13 protein-coding genes and 1 pseudogene are annotated in these 20,490 nt (G+C 60.0%); 9 read left to right on the plus strand and 5 right to left on the minus strand.

The window, feature by feature from the left end:
- Nucleotides 1-362 precede the first annotated feature (362 nt).
- From recC to I8746_RS15225, 6 genes are all read left to right on the plus strand, one after another.
- Complete coding sequence (gene recC / locus I8746_RS15200) at nucleotides 363-3,845, plus strand: exodeoxyribonuclease V subunit gamma (protein ID WP_221100791.1); 3,483 nt, start codon at nucleotides 363-365, stop codon at nucleotides 3,843-3,845.
- The gene (gene recB, locus I8746_RS15205) at nucleotides 3,842-7,516 is read left to right on the plus strand and encodes an exodeoxyribonuclease V subunit beta (RefSeq protein WP_221100792.1); all 3,675 of its coding nucleotides are present in this window, start codon (nucleotides 3,842-3,844) and stop codon (nucleotides 7,514-7,516) included. Before recC ends, recB begins: the two co-directional genes overlap by 4 nt.
- Nucleotides 7,513-9,588, plus strand: coding sequence for an exodeoxyribonuclease V subunit alpha (gene recD / locus I8746_RS15210; protein WP_014754451.1), 2,076 nt, complete (start codon nucleotides 7,513-7,515; stop codon nucleotides 9,586-9,588). The genes recB and recD overlap by 4 nt, the downstream gene beginning before the upstream one ends.
- A 100-nt stretch (nucleotides 9,589-9,688) precedes the next feature.
- A complete protein-coding gene (locus I8746_RS15215) occupies nucleotides 9,689-10,255 on the plus strand; it encodes a YfiR family protein (RefSeq protein ID WP_221100793.1) in 567 nt (188 codons plus the stop codon).
- Nucleotides 10,252-11,523: a diguanylate cyclase domain-containing protein gene (locus I8746_RS15220; protein WP_012053721.1), complete on the plus strand. Its 1,272-nt coding sequence runs from the start codon at nucleotides 10,252-10,254 to the stop codon at nucleotides 11,521-11,523. The genes I8746_RS15215 and I8746_RS15220 overlap by 4 nt, the downstream gene beginning before the upstream one ends.
- A gap of 4 nt (nucleotides 11,524-11,527) precedes the next feature.
- Nucleotides 11,528-12,019, plus strand: coding sequence for an OmpA family protein (locus I8746_RS15225; RefSeq protein WP_041168526.1), 492 nt, complete (start codon nucleotides 11,528-11,530; stop codon nucleotides 12,017-12,019).
- 92 nt (nucleotides 12,020-12,111) lie between these two features.
- Here I8746_RS15225 and I8746_RS15230 read toward each other — a convergent pair.
- A pseudogene (locus tag I8746_RS15230) lies at nucleotides 12,112-12,249 on the minus strand (LysR family transcriptional regulator); the annotation flags it as partial.
- Between the two features lie 289 nt (nucleotides 12,250-12,538).
- Here I8746_RS15230 and I8746_RS15235 point away from each other — a divergent pair.
- The gene (locus I8746_RS15235; RefSeq protein ID WP_221100794.1) at nucleotides 12,539-13,114 is read left to right on the plus strand and encodes a hypothetical protein; all 576 of its coding nucleotides are present in this window, start codon (nucleotides 12,539-12,541) and stop codon (nucleotides 13,112-13,114) included.
- A gap of 346 nt (nucleotides 13,115-13,460) precedes the next feature.
- On the opposite strand, the gene I8746_RS15240 is transcribed toward I8746_RS15235, so the two are convergent.
- The 4 genes from I8746_RS15240 to I8746_RS15255 form a co-directional block, all read right to left on the minus strand.
- A complete protein-coding gene (locus tag I8746_RS15240; protein ID WP_221100795.1) occupies nucleotides 13,461-14,546 on the minus strand; it encodes a hypothetical protein in 1,086 nt (361 codons plus the stop codon).
- Nucleotides 14,547-15,055: 509 nt separating this feature from the next.
- On the minus strand, nucleotides 15,056-15,892 hold the full coding sequence (locus tag I8746_RS15245; protein WP_221100796.1) for a macro domain-containing protein: 837 nt from the start codon (nucleotides 15,890-15,892) through the stop codon (nucleotides 15,056-15,058).
- Between the two features lie 37 nt (nucleotides 15,893-15,929).
- Nucleotides 15,930-16,493, minus strand: a complete 564-nt coding sequence (locus tag I8746_RS15250; RefSeq protein ID WP_221100797.1) for a TIR domain-containing protein — start codon at nucleotides 16,491-16,493, stop codon at nucleotides 15,930-15,932.
- Between the two features lie 435 nt (nucleotides 16,494-16,928).
- Nucleotides 16,929-17,879, minus strand: a complete 951-nt coding sequence (locus I8746_RS15255; protein WP_221100798.1) for a LysR family transcriptional regulator — start codon at nucleotides 17,877-17,879, stop codon at nucleotides 16,929-16,931.
- A gap of 132 nt (nucleotides 17,880-18,011) precedes the next feature.
- Here I8746_RS15255 and I8746_RS15260 point away from each other — a divergent pair, with 132 nt between their 5' ends.
- Together I8746_RS15260 and mmsB are read left to right on the plus strand one after the other, a co-directional pair.
- Nucleotides 18,012-19,538, plus strand: a complete 1,527-nt coding sequence (locus I8746_RS15260) for a CoA-acylating methylmalonate-semialdehyde dehydrogenase (protein WP_003251574.1) — start codon at nucleotides 18,012-18,014, stop codon at nucleotides 19,536-19,538.
- A 10-nt stretch (nucleotides 19,539-19,548) separates the two neighbouring features.
- Complete coding sequence (gene mmsB / locus I8746_RS15265; protein WP_012053718.1) at nucleotides 19,549-20,436, plus strand: 3-hydroxyisobutyrate dehydrogenase; 888 nt, start codon at nucleotides 19,549-19,551, stop codon at nucleotides 20,434-20,436.
- Nucleotides 20,437-20,490 lie beyond the last annotated feature (54 nt).

Consider the following 20,490-nt stretch of genomic DNA (forward strand, 5'->3'; position numbering starts at 1 on the left):
TGCATCGCCGATGGTAGTGTGGGGTTTCCCCATGTGAGAGTAGGTCATCGTCAAGATTCATTTCGCAAAACCCCTATCTGCGCATGCAGGTAGGGGTTTTGTCTTTGTGGGAAAAAAAGGAGATGGCACCGGCTTCGCCGGTGTTCGCGGGTAAACCCGCTCCCACGGGGAAGGGGGCAACGCCAGGCAGGGGCGCACACTCTCCAGGCCACCAACGTCACCTCCCCTATGGATCGGGAGTGCCACGCTGCGGATGGCACCGCGTTGAAGTGCCCGCTCCCACAGCCTGATGGCATTCGGCCGTTTCATGTGCGCGTGATATCGTTCCCCTCTCAGCCATCAGCGCCTCCAGAGACCTTCCGATGCCCCACACCGCCCATCTCTACCCAGGCTTCATGATCGTCCACGGCAACCGCCTCGACGACCTGCGTAGCCTGGTAGTGAGCTGGATGCGTCGCTACCCGCTGGCGCCTCTGGAAAACGAAATTGCCCTGGTGCAAAGCAATGGCATCGCCCAATGGCTGAAGCTGGCCCTGGCTGAAGATCCGCTGGAAGATGACCAAGGCGGCTGCGGCATCGCCGCTGCCATCGATGTGCAACTGCCCGGTAGCTTTATGTGGCAGCTCTACCGCAGCGTGCTTGGCCGTAGCGAAATTCCCGAAGTGTCTCTGCTCGACAAGGCACCACTGACCTGGCGGCTGATGCGTCTGTTGCCAGCGCTCATCGAGCGTCCGCATTTCGAGCCACTGCGGCGCTTCCTCACCGACGACAGTGACTTGCGCAAGCGCTACCAGCTAGCCGAGCGCCTGGCCGACCTGTTCGACCAGTACCAGGTCTACCGTGCCGATTGGCTCAAGGACTGGGCCAGTGGCGAGCACGTCATCAACACGGCCCGCGGCGAGCGCAAAGTACTGCCGCCAGGCAACCGCTGGCAAGCCGAGTTGTGGCGAGCATTACTGGAGGATGTTGGCGAGCAAGGCATGGCGCAGAGCCGCGCCGGAGTACACCAACGTTTCATCGAGCGCATCAACAGCCTGGAGCAGGCGCCTGCAGGGCTGCCACCGAGGGTGATCGTGTTCGGTATCTCTTCGCTGCCGGCCCAGGCCCTGGAAGCGCTGGCAGGCCTGTCGCGTTTCAGTCAGGTATTGCTGTGCGTACACAACCCATGCCGCCACCACTGGGCCGATATCGTCGCCGACAAGGACCTGTTGCGCCACCAGTACAAACGCCAGCAACGCAAGCAAGGCATGCCCCTGCAACTGGACGACCAGACGCTGCACCAGCATGCCCACCCGTTGCTGGCTGCCTGGGGTAAACAAGGCCGCGACTACATCAACCTGCTCGACAGCTATGATGACCCAGGCAGCTACCAGGGCGTGTTCAGCGACGGCCGTATCGACCTGTTCAGCGACGGTTCGCCCACCACGCTACTCAACGAACTGCAGGACGACATCCTGGAATTGCGCCCGCTCGCCGAGAGCCGCGAACGGTGGCCACCAGTCGACACCACAAAAGACCGCTCGATCCGCTTCCATATCGCGCACAGCCCGCAACGTGAAGTGGAAATCCTCCACGACCAGCTGTTGGCCCGCTTCAGCGCCGACCCGACTTTGCGCCCGCGCGACGTAATCGTCATGCTGCCGGACATCGACACTTACGCGCCGCATATCCGCGCCGTCTTCGGCCAGTTGCAGCGCAACGACCCGCGCTACATCCCGTTCACGCTGACAGACCAGGGCCAGCGTGGTCGCGAGCCTTTGCTGATCGCGCTTGAGCACCTGCTCAAACTGCCTGACAGCCGCTTCGCGGTCAGCGAAGTGCTCGACCTGCTGGACGTGCCGGCAGTCCGCGCCCGCTTCGGCATCCGCGAAAACGATCTGCCCACGCTGCACCGCTGGATCGAGGGCGCTGGCATTCGTTGGGGCCTTGACGCCGCGCAGCGGGCGAGCCTGGGCTTGCCCGCCGGGCTCGAACAGAACAGTTGGCGTTTCGGCTTGCGCCGCATGCTGTTGGGTTATGCCGTGGGGCTGGGTGAGGCCTGTGATGGTATTGAGCCCTACGATGAAATCGGTGGCCTGGACGCGGCACTGATCGGCCCGCTGGTCGCGTTGCTCGATGCGCTCGAAGTCGCCTGCCAGGCCTTGTCCGAGCCTGCCACCGTCAGCCAGTGGGGCGAGCGACTGCATGCCTTGCTGCACGTGTTCTTCCTCGCCGAGGACGAGGGTGATGAATTCCTGTTGATGCAGTTGCAGGATCTGCGTGATAGCTGGCTTGAGGTGTGCGAGACCGTCGGCCTGCACGACCCGCTACCGCTGACCGTGGTGCGTGAAGCCTGGCTGTCGGGCCTCGATCAGGGCAAGCTGTCACAACGTTTCCTCGCCGGCTCGGTCAACTTCTGCACACTCATGCCCATGCGCGCGATCCCGTTCAGGGTGGTTTGCCTGCTGGGCATGAATGATGGCGATTACCCGCGTGCGCAGCCACCGCTGGACTTCGACCTGATGGCCAGCGACTATCGCCCCGGCGACCGCTCACGCCGCGAAGACGACCGTTACCTGTTGCTTGAAGCGCTACTGTCAGCACGTGACCAACTGTATGTCAGCTGGGTCGGGCGCAGTATCCGCGACAATAGCGAACGCCCGGCCTCGGTGCTGATCGGCCAGTTGCGCGATCACATCGCTGCGGGCTGGCATTTGGCCGACACGCAGCAGGGCCAGCTCGCGAAACCGGGCGAGCAACTGTTGCACGCACTGACCCAGGAGCACCCGCTGCAGCCGTTCAGCCCTCGGTACTTCCAGAAGGGCAGCCCATTGTTCAGCTATGCCCATGAATGGCAGGTGCTGCACCAGCAAGGTGAGGCAGACGAGCAGAGCGAGCCGGGCCTGCCGCCTTATCAGGACGCTGAAGCCCTGAGTCTGCACCAGTTGAATGACTTCTTGCGCCACCCGGTACGGCACTTCTTCAGCCAGCGCTTGAAGGTGTACTTTGAGGCGCTGGAAGCGCCGACCCCGGACGAGGAACCCTTCGTCCTCGATACCCTGCAACGCTACGGCGCCAGTGAAAGCCTGCTTGGCGCCGCCTTGGCCGAACCGGACAACGCCGAACAGGCCTTGCGCGCCCAGGCCCGACGCCTGCAGGCCTGCGGTTTGCTGCCGCTAGCCGGTTTCGGCGAACTGCTGCAAAACGAGTTGATCGAACCGCTGCCGGACCTGCTGCAACGTCACCAGCAATTGCTGCAACGCTGGCCACAGCTGGTCGAGGGCGCTTTGCCGGTGCATTTCGAGCACGGTCAGCACCGTCTGGAGGGCTGGCTGGGCCGGGTGTTCCAGGCGGAAGATCAGAGCCTTCTCAGCATCACCACAGTACCCAACACTATCAGTGCCGGGCGCAACAACCTGAAGTGGCACCGCCTTATCGCGCCCTGGGCTACGCACCTGGCGGCCTGTGCAGCGGGCTACCCCTATAACAGTGCATTGGTAGCCAGTGACCTGACCCTGTTGCTTGCACCGCTGCCGCAAGCGCTGGCCGCGCAACTGCTGGGCGACCTGTTGGTGGCCCGTCAGGCGGCAATGAATGCGCCGTTGCCAGTCGCGGCCAAGACCGCGTTCGCCTGGTTGGCCCAGGACGATACCGATAAAGCCATGGCCGCAGCAGCTCGCGCCTACGAAGGCGACGAACGCACCAGTTTTGGCGAACGGAGTGAAAGCATTGCCTTGGCCCGCCAGTTCCGGGACTTTGCAGCACTCACTGCTGACGAAACGTTTGAAGGCTGGTGCGAAACCTTGTATCGCCCGTTGTTCACCGCCCCTTGGCAGACCTTGGGCAACCCGGAGAAAGGCGCATGACCCAGGACCGTCCTCTGGCACTGAGTTTCCCCCTGCACGGTAGCCAGCTGATCGAGGCCAGCGCCGGCACGGGCAAGACCTTCACCATTTCGGCGCTGTACCTGCGCCTGATCCTCGGTCACGGTGGCGAACAGGGCTTCGAGCGCGAGCTGCTGCCACCGCAGATCCTTGTGGTGACCTTCACCGACGCCGCGACCAAAGAGCTGCGCGAGCGTATCCGCGCCCGCCTGGCTGAAGCCGCACGGTTCTTCCGTGGCGAGCTGGAAGGCGCCGATCCGCTGTTGCACCAACTGCGTGACGATTACCCACAAGAGACTTGGCCGCGTTGCGCCGGCCGGTTGGAAATCGCCGTGCAGTGGATGGACGAGGCTGCGGTATCGACCATCCATGGCTGGTGCCAGCGCATGCTGCGCGAGCATGCCTTCGACAGCGGCAGCCTGTTCACCCAGACCCTGGAAACCGACCACAGCGAGTTGTTGGGCCAGGTCATGCGCGATTACTGGCGGCGCTTCTGCTATGGGATGCAAGGTGACGCACTGGCCTGGGTGCGCGGCAACTGGGGGAGTCCAGACGCCTTGCTGCCGCGCATTCGCCCACTGTTCGGCCGTGTGCGCGCCCAGCAGGATGGGCCAGAGCCCGCCGCATTGATCCAGGCATCGCTGCAGCAACGTGGTGCACAGTTGGCCCGGATCAAGGCGCCATGGGCACAGTGGGCCGAGGAACTGCGGCAAATCTGCCGCGATGCGCTGGCCGCCAAACAGGTCGACGGCCGCAAGATGCAAGCCCGTTACTTCGAGCCCTGGTTCGACAAGCTCTGCGCTTGGGCCAGCGATGAGCAACTGGTAGAGCTCGACTTGGGCACCGGCTTTACCCGGCTGACCCCGGCGGGCATGGCCGAGGCCTGGAAGGGAGAACCTCCCGAGCACCCAGCCCTCAACGCCATGCAGCACTTGCAGCAACAACTGCAGGCCCTGGACAGCCCGGATGCCCCTCTGCTCGAGCACGCGGCCAGTTGGGTATCGGCACGTTTCGAAGTGGAGAAGCGCCGGCGTGCAGAAATGGGCTTCGACGACATGCTCGTGCGCTTGCAGCACGCACTCGCCAGCGAGGCCGGCGAGCGCCTGGCCAGCCTGATCCGTGAACAGTTCCCGGTTGCGCTGATCGACGAATTCCAGGACACCGACCCGGTTCAGTACGGCATTTTCGAGCGCATTTACCAGATCAGTGAAAACCGCGCAGAAACCGGCCTGTTCATGATCGGCGACCCCAAGCAGGCGATCTACGCTTTCCGGGGTGCCGACATCTACACCTACCTTGCCGCGCGACGCGCCACCAGCGGCCGCCTGCACAGCCTGGACACCAACTACCGCTCCAGCAAAGCCATGGTGGCGGCGGTCAACCAGGTGTTCCTGCAGGCCGAGGCGCGTGAAGCGGGGCGGGGTGCATTCCTGTTCCGCGAGGCCGATGACAACCCGCTGCCATTCATCGAGGTGCGCGCCAAGGGGCGTGGCGAACAGCTGCTGATTGACGGTGAAGTCAGTGCAGCCCTGCAATGCTGGCAGCTGGAAAGTGAAGAGCCAGTCTCCAGCAGCGTCTACCGCCAGCAACTGGCTGCTAGCTGCGCCAGCCATATTGTCGCCTTGCTCAATGGCGGCCAGCAGGGCACGGCGGGTTTCCAGAATGCCGAAGGCGAATTGCGCGCCTGTCTGCCCTCGGACATCGCCATCCTGGTGCGCGATGGTCATGAGGCGCAGATGGTCCGTGCCGAACTGGCCGCACGCGAGGTGCGCAGCGTCTACCTGTCCGACAAGGACTCGGTGTTTGCCGCCCAGGAAGCCCACGACCTGCTGGCCTGGCTGAAGGCCTGCGCCGAGCCTGACTCGGAGCGCCTGCTCAAGGCTGCTCTGGCCAGCCTTACACTGGGCCTGTCGCTGGCTGCGCTGGACCGGCTTAACCAGGACGAGCGGGTCTGGGAAAGCTGGGTGATGCGTTTTCGCCTGTACCGCGACACCTGGCAGCGCCAGGGGGTGTTGCCGATGTTGCGTCACCTGCTGCATGACTTCCAGCTACCGCGTACGCTGATCCGCCGCAGTGATGGCGAGCGGGTGCTGACCAACCTGCTGCACCTGGCCGAGCTGCTGCAGCAGGCCGCTGGCGAGCTGGACGGCGAACAGGCGCTTATCCGCCACCTGGCCGAGCACCTGGCCAGTTCCGGTCAGGCCGGTGAAGAGCAGATCCTGCGCCTGGAGAGCGACGAACAGTTGGTCAAGGTGGTGACCATCCACAAGTCCAAGGGCCTGGAATATCCCTTGGTATACCTGCCATTCATCTGCACCAGCAAACCGGTGGATGGTAGCCGTCTACCGCTGGCCTGGCATGACAGCGAAGGTAACGCCCACCTCACCCTCACACCTGACGAGGAGCAGATCGAGCGCGCTGACGACGAGCGCCTGGCCGAAGACCTGCGCCTGCTCTACGTGGCCCTGACCCGTGCCCAGCATGCATGCTGGCTGGGTGTCGCCGACCTCAAGCGCGGTAATCAGAAGAGCTCGCAGCTGCATCGCTCGGCGTTTGGCTACCTGCTGGGGGGCGGCCTGGCCCTGGCTGGCTCGGCGCAGCTGGCGGACTGGTTGCAGACGTTGGCGGCGAAGTGCCCGCACATCACTTGCCCAGGCCTGCCGCAGGCGGATGAGCAGATATATCGCATGCCACACGCCGAGCGTGAACTGCTGCCGGCACGCAGGCCACGCCATGCGGCTGCCGAGCACTGGTGGATCGCTTCGTACAGTGCCCTTCGTGTCGGCGATCAGACCCTCGGCGCCGACAGCTCGCAGGCCCAGCAACTGCTGGATGACGAGGTGCCCGATGCCCAGGTGTTGCGCGAGGTCCCCGCCGACAGCGGCGATATCCATCGCTTCCCGCGGGGGCCTAACCCCGGCACCTTCCTCCATGGTTTGCTGGAGTGGGCAGGCCGTGAGGGCTTCAGCGAGGTCAGCGGTAACCCTCAGCTGATCGAGCGTACCGTTGGCCAGCGCTGCAATCGCCGTGACTGGGCCGGCTGGATCCCCACCCTGAGCCACTGGATGCAACGTTTGCTGGGCGAGGCGTTGCCGCTGCCGGGCAGCGACCAGAGCGTAACGCTGGGCCAGCTGCGTCATTACCAGATCGAAATGGAATTCTGGTTCGCCAGCCACCGGGTCGACGCAGAACAACTCGATCGCCTGGTGGCACGCCACACCCACCCCGGTCTGGCGCGCCCAGCTGCGCAGCCGACTGTGCTAAACGGCATGTTCAAAGGGTTCATCGACCTGGCGTTCGAGCTGGACGGGCGTTACTACGTGACCGACTACAAGTCCAACTGGCTGGGTGCGGACATCCAGGCCTACGATGCCATGGCCATGGAAAAGGCGATTCTTGAGCACCGCTACGACCTGCAGTATGTGCTGTACCTGCTGGCCCTGCACCGCCAGTTGCGCGCGCGGCTGGCGGACTACGATTATGACCGCCATGTTGGCGGCGCCCTGTTCATCTTCCTGCGCGGTGCCAGCAGCAGCGGCCACGGCGTGTACCACGCCAAGCCACCGCGTGAGCTGATCGAAAGCCTCGATGCACTGTTCCGTGGTGAGCACGCGCCAGTACAGCAGGACCTGTTTGCCGGAGTTGCGCCATGAGCCGAAGCCTTGTCGACCTGTTGCCCACCCCGTTGCACGCAGAGCACCTGCTGGCGCTGGCACCGCAGCACAACAGCGCTGATTTGCTGCAATTACTCGACCGCTGGGTTGAGCGGGGCTGGCTACGTGCCCTGGACCGCGCGTTCGTGTCGTTCCTGGAAGAGCGTGCCCCCGGCAGTGATCCCTTACTATTGCTGGCAGCGGCGCTGGCCAGCCACCAACTGGGGCACGGACATGTCTGCCTCGACCTGCAACAAACCTTGGCCGAGCCGGATTTCGCCCTGTCGTTGCCGCCGGAAGGTGACGCCCTTATCGGCCCTTTGCTACTGCCATCGCAACTGCTGGCCAACCTTGACTTGAATGCCTGGCTTCAGCGCATCGTCGCCAGCCCGCTGGTGGCCGCAGGTGATACGCCTGGCCAGCAAGCGCGGCCACTGGTACGCAGTGGCGAGCGCCTTTACCTGCGCCGTTACTGGCGTTACGAGCGGCGTATCGACCATGCCCTGCGCCAGCGCCTGAGTCAGGCCGAAGCACCGCCTGCGGACCTGCCAGAGCGCCTGGCGCAACTGTTCGAGGGCGGCGCGCCAGCTGGCCAGGTGGACTGGCAGAAGCTTGCCTGCGCCTTGGCTACCCGGGCCGGTTTCAGCATCATCACGGGTGGCCCCGGCACCGGCAAGACGACCACCGTGGTGCGCCTGCTGGCGTTGCTGCAGGCGCCGGCAGTGGAGCAGGGCAGGCCACTGCGCATCCGCCTGGCTGCACCGACCGGCAAGGCCGCTGCGCGCCTGACCGAATCCATTGGCCAGCAAGTCGAGCGCCTGCAAGTCAGCGCCGAAGTACGCGGGCAAATCCCTACTGAAGTCAGCACCGTGCATCGCCTGCTCGGCAGCCGCCCAGGCTCGCGGCACTTCCGCCATCATGCTGGCAACCCGTTGCCGTTGGATGTGCTGGTGGTCGACGAGGCGTCGATGATTGACCTGGAAATGATGGCCAACCTGCTCGATGCCCTACCGCCGCGGGCGCGTCTGGTGCTGCTGGGCGACAAGGACCAGTTGGCTTCGGTCGAGGCCGGCGCGGTGCTGGGTGACCTATGCCGGGATGCTGAGGAGGGCTTTTACTCGCCGGCGACTGCAGCGTGGCTTCAGCAGGTCAGTGGCGAGTCGCTGGCCGGCAGTGGCCTCAAGGCAGGCGATGAGCAACGCCACCCGTTGGCTCAGCAAGTGGTGATGCTGCGGTTTTCACGGCGTTTCGGTGAAGGCAGCGGTATTGGCCAGTTGGCCAGACTGGTCAATCGTCAGGATGCTCACGCGGCGCGCAACCTGCTGGCCGCGCCGCCTGCTGACGTGCACAGCCTGTCGCTCAAGCACGAGCAGGATCGTGCTTTCGACCGCCTGTTACTGGACGGTCTGAACCGCGGTACCGATGGACCGCAAGGCTACCGCAGCTACCTGCGCACCCTTGGGCGTTACCGGCCAGCACTTGATACCGCCTTTGACGACCCCGCCTGGGAGCAATGGGCGGGCAAGGTGTTGCGCAGTTTCGAGGATTTCCAGTTGCTGTGCGCGGTGCGCCGGGGCGCCTGGGGGGTCGAAGGCCTGAATGAACGGGTGGCGCGGGTGCTGCACAATGCCGGTCTGATCGACAGCCAGCAGCCCTGGTACGAAGGGCGCCCGGTGCTGGTGACTCGCAACGACTACGGCCTGGGCCTGATGAACGGTGACATCGGTATAGCCCTGCGCCTGCCGGATGAGCAGGGCCAGCCGCTGCTGCGTGTGGCCTTCCCGCGCAACGACGGCAGTGGTGGTGTGCGGTTCGTTCTGCCGAGCCGGCTCAACGAAGTGGAAACGGTATTCGCCATGACCGTGCACAAGTCCCAGGGCTCGGAGTTCAGCCACACTGCCCTGGTGCTGCCGGATGCGCTCAACCCGGTGCTGACCAAGGAATTGGTGTACACCGGTATCACGCGGGCCAAGCACTGCTTCAGCCTGGTCGAGCCACGCCAAGGCATTTTCGAAGAAGCGGTGGCGCGCAAAGTACGGCGTATTTCCGGGTTGATGCTCGAGCAGGTCTAGGGCCATGACACCCATTACACGTGGCTGCAGGCTCATACAATAAAGCGGCCATGTGCTATCGTTGCGCCGATATCGGAAGGGGCTTAAAGGGATTTCCCATATGAACGTGGCCGCAAGGCGAGTGACAAGCTGTGCGCTTTCGCCATTGCTGGCCGTCCTGCTCCTTTCTGCAGGCGCTGCCCGGGCAGACCCCGGCACAACCGCCGCCCAGGCACAGCAACGCGCCAAGGCAGTCACCCAGGTAGTACTGGGTATCTTCAGTTACGCCCGCTGGCCCGTCGAACCCTCTCCTTTGCGCCTGTGCCTGGTCGGCCCGACCGAGTACGCCGACGATCTCATCAAGGGCCATGTCCAGGAGTCCGGCCGGCCGCTGCAGGTGCGGCGCTTGCTGGCAGAAGACACCCAGGTCGCCCAGGCCTGCGATGCCCTCTACATTGGCAAGCTTGACCAGGGCCAGCGCGATCGGCTGTTCCAGCGTATCGGCGGCCACCCGGTGCTGAGCATCAGCGAGGCGGATGACCCCTGTACGGTCGGCAGCCTGTTCTGCCTGCGGGTCAGCGACCAGCAGGTGGCCTTTGAAGTCAATCTCGACTCGGTGGCACGCTCTGGCGTGCGTATTCACCCCAGCGTGCTGCAGTTGTCGCGGCGCCGGGGGGGGCAGCCATGAAACCGACCCGCAAGCGTACGGTGCGCCCGACCCTGCGCTCGGTGCTGGGCCGTGGTCACCTTAGCGTCGCCTTGCTTGCCGTTGGCCTGGCGGGTATCTCCCTCACCCTGCTGGGCGTGCTCGCCCTGCGTGTCTATGCCAACCATAACCTGCAGTTGATCGCCCGCTCGATCAATTACACGGTAGAGGCGGCTGTGGTGTTCGATGACAGCGCCGCTGCCAATGAGTCGCTGGCGTTGATTGCCAGTACCGAAGAAGTGGCCGAGGCCAAGGTCTTCAACAACGAGGGCGAGCAACTGGCGCACTGGCAACGCGACAATACCGGCATGCTCGCGCAGCTGGAGGTGCAGGTTGCCAGCGCCTTGCTGGATGAGCCGGTCATTCTGCCGATCGTGCACCAGCAACAGCAGGTCGGGCACATCGAGCTGGCAGGCCAGGGCAGGAGCCTGTTGCTGTTCCTGCTCAGTGGCTTGGCCGGTATCCTGTTCTGCACGGTCCTCAGCGCCTTGGCTGCCCAGTATCTGTCGCGGCGCCTGCTCAGCGATATCACCCGCCCGCTGCGTGGCCTGGCCAGTGTCGCCCATGCCGCCCGCCGCGAGCGCAGCTTCGACCGGCGCGTACCAGAAGCGCCGATTGCCGAGCTGAACGAGCTGGGTAATGACTTCAATGCTCTGCTGGATGAACTGGAGGTGTGGCATAGCCACCTGCAGAGCGAAAACCAGACCCTTGCCCATCAGGCCAGCCACGATAGCCTGACCGGCTTGCCCAACCGCGCCTTCTTTGAAGGGCGCCTGAGCCGCAGCGTGCGGAATGCGGCGAGTCAGCAGGACCACCTGGCACTGCTGTTCCTCGACAGCGACCACTTCAAGCAGATCAACGACACCCTTGGCCACGCCGTGGGTGACGAGGTGTTGATCAGCGTGGCCGAACGTGTGCGCGCCCAACTGCGCGAGCACGATCTGGTGGCGCGCCTGGGGGGCGACGAGTTTGCCGTGCTGTTGACGCCTTTGCATACGCGCAAGGACGCCGAACACATTGCCGAGAAGATCGTTGCCAGCATGAAGCTGCCGGTGCAACTGGACAGCGGCCGCAGTATCTCCACCTCGCTGAGTGTCGGTATTGCCTATTACCCGGATGACGGCGCTGACCCCGCCAGTCTTCTCAATGCCGCCGATGCGGCAATGTACCAGGCCAAGCGCGAACGCCGTGGCCATTGGCAACTGGCGCAGACGGAACGGTCCGCCAACGAAATCAGGAACAGGAGTTGAACCCGTGATGCACGCTTTACGTTTTCCGCTTTGGGCCTTGTTGCTCGCCATGCTGGCGCTGACGGGTTGCCAGAGCGCGCCCCCGAAAGGCCTTACCCCAGAACAGATTGCCGTGCTCAAGCGCGAAGGTTTCACCCCGACCGATGAAGGTTGGGCCTACGACTTGTCTGGCAAAGTGTTGTTCGGCAGCGATCTGGACAGCCTCAATGGCCAGAGCCAGGCGATTGTCGAGCGCATCGGCAAGGCGCTGCTCGGCGTTGGTATCCAGGGCGTGCGGGTGGACGGGCATGCCGACTCGTCGGGCAAGGCGGCGTATAACCAGCAGCTGTCCGAGCGCCGCGCGCAAAGCGTGACCAAGGCGCTGGTGGGGATTGGCATGCAGGCGCAGAACATTCAGAGCCGTGGCCTGGGCAGCAGCCAGCCGGTGGCGGACAACCGCACCAGCGCTGGGCGTACCGAGAACCGTCGGGTGTCCATCGTGGTAGCGTCCTACTGATCGTCGCCGCTCGGGCTGTCACATATCCCCTGTAGGCGCGGGCAAGCCCGCTCCTACAGGGGCTGTGTTGCCTTCGGAAATGCGCAGGCCCATCAGTCCTGGGCAAAGCGCATCTCGCGGGTTTGCCCCATCAACAATGGCGCATTCGCCTCGGTCACCGCCCGGATGTAATCCCACAGCAGGGTAATGCGCTTCAACTTGCGCAAATACTTCCAGCAATACATCCAGAACGACAAAGAGGGAAAGGGTTAACCCAATGATTACAAGGGCTTAACCACCATGAACACCCTTCCATAGGAGCACCCTGTCACAAGTGCTGTCACAAACCGCACGCTTCCCTTGAGGCCAACGTGCCGGTTGGCGAGTCCGTACCATCACCGAAGACATGGTATCTACTACCTACGCCTTCGCATGACTGGCAGCGTGAGTCGCACAGTGTCTGTTTCTCTTAAGACCACTGATCGCAGATGGGCAATGCAGGCATCGGGTCGTCTCACGTCATCACTTCAGGAATTCCACTTGGATCGTCCTGATGCCTCATGGAACGATCTGCGGGAGCATCTGCTGAAGTTGGTGAGCAGTACGCTGGTGTCTGCTGATGACGGCCACCCACTACGTCATTGGGAAGACATGTACAGTAACGTTGGGGTTACGCCTTCGCCGCTGTTTGCACCGTATTGTGAGGGGATAAGTGCGGCGACAGAATCAGTGCCTACCCCGTTGACCTTCGATGTGCTGTCGCAGCTTTACATGGCTGATCGTGGCGGGGACCAGAAGCCCACGACCTTGAAGGAGACGAATCTATGCCACAATGTCATCTCCGAGCATCTGAATGGGTTGGATTTGAAGAGCCATTCCAGAACAGACCTTGTGCAGTTCCGAGAGCGGTTGTCAGAGGGTCGGATGCCTTCGACGGTGAACAAACTAATCGTGGAGCTTTCAGCTGTCTTTGCCTGGGCTGTCGAGAACGGGCATCTGAGCAAAACTTACGTGAAGCTTACAAATGGGGTTGAATCAACCCGTAAGGCGTTCTCCCAGCCGCAGGTGCGCAAGCTAATGGACTATGCAGAAGCCATGGAAACGATGGCTGCTTAGCTTGGGAGTCGTTACTGGCGGGCGGCTGAAGGAGATATGCCAGTTGACTCCGGGTGACGTTATAACCATGAAGTCTGGGCTTGTTGCCATTCACACCAACGAGACAGGTGAGGGGAAGTCAATCAAGAACAAGCAGAGCGAGCGACTGGTGCCGCTTACTGACGGTGCCTATGGTTTCGACTTAGCAGCGTTCCTAAGATACGTCGATGATAAAAGCAGAATCTTGAACGAACCAACACTCCGCAATGAAGGCTCTACATCGTTCAAGTGTCGGTCTGACTTTTCTATTGTCTCGATAGCGCTATGCAGTTCGAAAGACGCGATACCTGCCTTCAATCCTGTGAGTCTAGGGTAAGCGGCCTTGGTTGTTAATTTTGAATGAGCCTGGGATAGGGACAACAACTGGCATCTCGGCCTCCACTGGAGACAACTCGGCAAGTGAGGCCGCCCAAATGCTTAATTTTTCCATGCAAGAATGAGCGTAACTCAAAGAGTCTAGGGCTGTAACCGCATCTGCTTTCTCGATAATATTATGAAAGCGCGCCCGGCGGAGTGAAGGGTCGTCAAAGTGCTTACCTGACGTACGATCAGCTTTTAATTTTACTGGGTTAGAAGGCAGCGGTAACTTTACGAAAGGCAACGACTGTCCGTCAGACAGTTTGGCGATCCCTGTGATGGCATAAAGCGTTGCTCCCGCTTTTGCTAATGGCGCTGCATGGATTATCAAATTCCTATAACTACCTAGAGTGTCCAGCCAGTTTCCCCCAGAGGATACTTCTTGAATTTCCACCCCATGTGGGTCAGTTGGAGGATTTTTTTTCCAGTGGCTGCATAGAGCGCCAATACTTGTAATGTTTGCTGAGCCTGTAGACTTAACATACCAGTAGAATTCGATGAGATAATCTCGGAGAGTGCAAGCATCAATCAGAAAAGTTTGGGCTGCTAAATAGCAAAGCTCTGTATAGCCGTCAAGGAACCGTTGCTCATCCTTGAAATCTCCCGATTTCAATTTGGAGTTCAGCTGATCCATATACGCTTCTGATAGCTGTCGGACTCGCCACTCACAGCTCCTGAGCTGATGAGAGATACGTGTAGCTATGTCATAAAGTTGGCTATCATTTTTCTTAAAAGCACCATTTGCAATAAAGGACCAATCTCTACCTTGATCCCAAGTGAGCCAGCCGGAGCCTAATGACGGTTTGACGCGCCACTCAGGCAGTGCGTGTGCGTGTGGTCCAGTGAAGAAATCGCATCCTACGACCTCTAATCCGAGTTTTCTAATGTCTGAAAATATAGAGGTGTAGGTGTTAATTTCAATGGCTTTCTTTTCGCCAGTCATGTCGCCTGGATAGAGAAAATTACACGACTTGTCATAGCTTAGAACCCTGATACCCCCACTGATATGAACCTCGCGTGCCGCTAGCCACTCCATGAGAATCTCCTTAGTGATTTTGGTCTGTGTCGCCACAGCAACCAACATCACACGATAGACCATAAAAACGCATCAGTGCTGCTACATCCTGACGGTTTTCTACCAATATCAATTTTGATCGCAGGTTGTTACAACATCCTCAAACCTCGTGCTGATGATGATCGCACCTGCCCCGGCCGTTCATGTTGGTGTGCAGTCCCCCGCTGGGTGCCAGTGCCGATCTGGGTGTACATCAGGCAGTACATTCTGATAGCCTCACCTTGCGGTAGGTGGGGTTCATGGATCGCTTACAAATAGTAGCCAAGCTGTACCGATACATTATGTTTGCCCTACAGACGCTCGACCTCAACGCCGGAGCAATAGATTCGGCAATTGAGCGATTGCGGAATTATATTTAGATTTAGTAGCAGAATTTGACCTTCCACCCAATTGAGGAAGGTCATGCTCGAATTTAAGGTTTTCTGAACTGTTGACTGGTGACGAGTCTGAAATTTCAAGCTGGATCAGAACTATAGGCCATTCTTGGTCATTCTAAAGTCCAATAGGTTGACTTTGTCTATTTTGCTTTCGTGGACAACGATGGTTAGTTTGGCTGGGTACTTGAAGCGCATTTCGCTAATCCTAAAGGTCCAGAGCATTATTTTTAGCAAGTCCTCATCTGTGATGTTTTTGTGCTCTTTGATGCGCGTAATTCCCGAGCCGAACACGGGGACCGATACACTCTTTTGAGCATAAACATTGTTGATTTTATCCCAGAATTTAATGAGGAATGCCAAGTATTCTGGCATTGTTAGCTCGGCCCTGTTTCTGTCGTCAAATTTAGTAAATGCCGCTAGGATGTAGTCTTGGTATACACACACTGTACCTATTTCATACTTCTGCTTTTTTCCTGAGCGTCTAAGCTCGTTAAACTCTCCTATGTCGCTGTTCTCGAATTGGTATTCTTCTAAGTACTTATTGAGGTCGTCGAGCGTCCCTGGTAGATGCTCATTTACGAAAATTCCGTTTAGAGATTTGCTTGATATGATTTTATCATCCACCTGAGTGTCAAAATACTCATTGAATGCGATAACTTTATAATCTTGCTCTTTAAATATGTCTCCTGCTTTCACTGTGACGGTGCTGCCCTCGATGTCGAGGTCTACTATTTTTAGGCGATTCGCTTCGAACCAGCAGATGATGTAAAATACAAATAAGCCAAGCAGAAATAGAAGTCCTGCAAGCCATTTACACTGCTCCGGAATGCTCACAAATATCAGCAATAATGAGAAGATCGTACTAATCCACGATACTTGCTCTTTGAATCTCGCCCATAGGGTTTTGTCAGTAAAACTTACCTTGGCCATCTACTTCCACCACTGAGTCCAGTTGTTGCTAGGAAAGTTAGACAGTGTACCAGTAGTTTCCGGGCTTGATCTTTCCTGCAAGAGTGAATTCACTGTCCGCTAGTGCGGCTTTTATAAGCTCTTTCTTCATGGGTACGTGCAGTACTGGGACGTTAATTTTCAGTGCTTTGAAGGTTGGAAGCTTATCCCATAGGTTTTTTATTTCCGTCTTGATTTCGCCATTAGCGACCAAGTCTGACTTTTCGTTGTGTTCAGGGTAAATGACAATAACGGGTAGTCCCTGATTATTAATTCCGTACTCGATTTCTTCCTTGACCGCTCTAGATTCAAAAGTCTTGCTGCTAAGGAAGAGAACAATATTTTTTGAAGACTGCAGGCGCTCTCGCAATCTTGGTTTCAGCGTTGTTTCCCAGTTGCTACCATCACGAACACTATAAGTTTTGGCGTGCGAGTCATTGAAGGGGAATGATGAATCCGCTGCCTTCCATGCCTTTAGCATGTTGTAGTAAACAAAGTCTCTTGTTGCATTAGCACCTAATGCGCTTGGATTGAAAGGCTCAGAAACATAAAAGGCGCAATAATTTCCATTTCGATATGCCACGTGTATTTCTCCTGAAAAGCACTTTTAGTCATAATCTTTCGTATGCGATAGCTGCAACAAAGAGTATGTTTTTATGGTTTTGAGAATCATTCACTCTGTGGTTTTGCTGTGATGTCATATTAGCAGTATCTGCTGCTGACAGGGCAAGTCCCTCAGTTACTTATCAGCACCTAGTAGTGGCTAATGCTCCCGCTGTTGCAGCCCTTGATGAGAACTCGACCTGCACATGAGTGGTGGCCCTTCAGTACTCATGGTCCTAGGGGCTAATGGCTGTCCGCTACCCCCAATCTAGGTGTTGGACACCGACCTGAACCCGTCGTGGAAGAAATACATCGTTTCAAAAAACTGCCACAAGTCTTGTCACAACCACTGTCACAAGGCGTTGCCACAGCCCCCTTGCCTGGGTAGGATGAGGCACCCTTACTCCTTGTCGATCTACGCCTGGGCAAAGCGCATCTCGCGGGTTTGCCCCATCAACAATGGCGCATTCGCCTCGGTCACCGCCCGGATGTAATCCCACAGCAGGGTAATGCGTTTCAACTTGCGCAAATCCTCCCGGCAATACATCCAGAACTGCCGCGTCACCTCGATCTGCTCCGGCAACACCGTGACCAATCGCGGGTCCTGCGCGGCGAGGAAGCACGGCAATATTGCCAGCCCACGCCCCTGCAGCGCTGCCGTGTACTGCGCGATCACGCTGGTACTGCGCAAATGTGCGCTGGCGTTGGGGATCAGGTTGGCCAGGTACAGCAGCTCGGAGCTGAACGCCAGGTCATCCACGTAACTGATGAAGGGGTGTTTGGCCAGGTCCGTCACCTGGCGGATCGGCGCGTGGCTGTCCAGGTAGCCCTGGGTGGCATACAGCCGCAGGCGGTAATCGCACAGCTTGCAGCACACATAAGGCCCGTGCTCGGGCCGCTCCAGCGCGATGACGATGTCCGCTTCACGCTTGGACAGGCTGATGAAGTGCGGCAGCGGCAGGATGTCCACCGAAATTGCCGGGTAGGCGTCGACGAAGTGGCTTAGCTGCGGCGTGATGAAAAAGCTGCCAAAGCCCTCCGTGCAGCCCATGCGCACATGGCCCGACAACGCCACCCCCGACCCGGACACCTGCTCGCACGCCATGTGGAGTGTGCTCTCGATCGATTCGGCATAGCCCAGCAGGCGCTGGCCCTCGGCGGTCAGCACAAAGCCGTTGGTGCGCGACTTTTCGAACAGCAAGGTGCCCAGCGCACCCTCCAGCGAGCTGATGCGTCGCGACACGGTGGTGTAGTCCACGCTCAGCCGTTTGGCGGCACTGCTGGCCTTGCGGGTGCGAGCCACTTCGAGGAAGAACTTCAAATCGTCCCAGTTGAGCGCGCTCAGGGATGTGAGGTCTTTTTGCATGATGATCCGGTTTTTTTGTGCGTTCTTGTTGGATGTTTGCACATCTATACTCGAAACAAGCCTCAGGACGCCACCCCGCGTTTGCCCGGCGCTGGCGATCTCGTCCCGACAACAATTCCAAGGAGAACGCAGATGAACGCACCGCAATCCCCTAACAGCACCAAGGTCGAGCAGGTCAAGCTGCTGATCGACGGCCAGTGGGTCGAGTCCAAAACCACCGAATGGCGTGACATCGTCAACCCGGCCACCCAAGAGGTGCTGGCGCGCGTACCGTTCGCCACCGTCGAGGAAGTCGATGCAGCCGTGGCCGCTGCTCACCGCGCTTTCCAGACATGGCGTAACACCCCGATCGGCGCGCGCATGCGCATCATGCTCAAGCTGCAGGCGCTGATCCGCGAACACACCAAACGCATTGCCCAGGTGCTCAGCGCCGAGCAGGGCAAGACCCTGGCCGACGCTGAAGGCGATATCTTCCGCGGCCTGGAAGTGGTCGAGCACGCGGCGTCCATTGGTACCCTGCAGATGGGCGAATTCGCCGAGAACGTCGCCGGCGGTGTCGATACCTACACCCTGCGCCAGCCGATCGGCGTATGCGCTGGCATCACCCCGTTCAACTTCCCGGCAATGATCCCGCTGTGGATGTTCCCCATGGCCATTGTCTGCGGCAACACGTTTGTGCTCAAACCGTCCGAGCAGGACCCGTTGTCGACCATGCTACTGGTCGAGCTGGCGCTGGAAGCCGGCGTGCCGGCCGGTGTGCTGAACGTGGTGCACGGCGGCAAGCAGGTGGTGGATGCCATTTGCACCCACCAGGACATCAAGGCGATTTCCTTCGTGGGCTCTACTGAAGTCGGCACGCACGTTTACAACCTTGGCAGCCAGCATGGCAAGCGTGTGCAGTCAATGATGGGCGCCAAGAACCACGCGGTGGTGTTGCCTGATGCCAACCGCACACAAACCATCAATGCGCTGGTGGGTGCTGCCTTTGGCGCGGCGGGCCAGCGCTGCATGGCGACCTCGGTGGCGGTGTTGGTGGGCAAGGCCCGCGAATGGTTGCCGGATATCAAGGAGGCTGCCAGCAAGCTCAAGGTCAATGCTGGCTGTGAGCCGGGCACCGACGTTGGCCCGGTGGTATCCAAGCGGGCCAAGGAGCGTGTGCTGGGCCTGATCGAAAGCGGTATCAAGGAAGGCGCCAAGCTGGAACTTGACGGCCGTGACGTCAAGGTGCCGGGCTACGAGCAAGGCAACTTCGTCGGCCCAACCCTGTTCTCGGGCGTGAAGACCGACATGCAGGTGTATACCCAGGAAATCTTCGGCCCGGTGCTGGTGACCCTGGAAGTCGATACGCTCGACGAGGCCATCGCCCTGGTCAACGCCAACCCGTTCGGCAACGGCACCGGCCTGTTCACCCAGAGCGGCGCTGCGGCCCGCAAGTTCCAGAGCGAAATCGATATTGGCCAGGTCGGCATCAACATCCCGATCCCGGTACCCGTACCGTTCTTCAGCTTCACCGGCTCGCGGGGTTCCAAACTCGGTGACCTCGGGCCGTACGGCAAGCAAGTGGTGCAGTTCTACACTCAGACCAAGACCGTCACTGCTCGCTGGTTCGATGACGACAGCGTCAACGACGGTGTGAACACCACCATTAGCCTGCGCTAAGGAGTACGTCATGCGTATCGCATTCATCGGCCTGGGCAACATGGGCGCGCCCATGGCCCGCAACCTGATCAAGGCCGGGCATCAGCTGAACCTGTTCGACCTGAACAAGGCCGTGCTGGCCGAGCTGGCAGAACTGGGCGGGCAGATCAGCCCCTCGCCCAAGGACGCGGCGGCCAACAGCGAGCTGGTGATCACCATGCTGCCGGCCGCAGCCCATGTGCGCAGCGTGTACTTGAGCGAGGACGGCGTACTGGCCGGCATTCGCCCTGGCACGCCGACCGTTGACTGCAGCACCATCGACCCGCAGACCGCACGTGATGTGTCCAAGGCCGCAGCGGCAAAGGGTGTGGACATGGGGGATGCGCCGGTTTCCGGTGGTACTGGCGGCGCGGCGGCCGGCACCCTGACGTTCATGGTCGGCGCCAGTACCGAGTTGTTCGCCAGCCTCAAGCCGGTACTGGAGCAGATGGGCCGCAACATCGTGCACTGCGGGGAAGTCGGTACCGGCCAGATCGCCAAGATCTGCAATAACCTGCTGCTAGGCATTTCGATGATCGGCGTGTCCGAGGCCATGGCCCTGGGGAACGCGCTGGGTATCGATACCAAGGTGCTGGCTGGCATCATCAATAGTTCGACCGGGCGCTGCTGGAGCTCGGATACCTACAACCCGTGGCCGGGCATCATCGAAACCGCACCGGCATCGCGTGGCTACACCGGTGGCTTTGGCGCCGAACTCATGCTCAAGGACCTCGGGCTGGCTACCGAGGCGGCACGCCAGGCACACCAACCGGTGATTCTAGGTGCCGTGGCCCAGCAGTTGTACCAGGCCATGAGCCTGCGAGGCGAGGGTGGCAAGGACTTCTCGGCCATCGTCGAGGGTTATCGCAAGAAGGAGTGATGCGAGAGGTGGACTTCATCGCGGGCCAGGTGGCCTTCCCTCTGTAACTGCGCA

The organism is Pseudomonas sp. USTB-Z (assembly GCF_019691255.1).
GTDB lineage: Bacteria > Pseudomonadota > Gammaproteobacteria > Pseudomonadales > Pseudomonadaceae > Aquipseudomonas > Aquipseudomonas alloputida.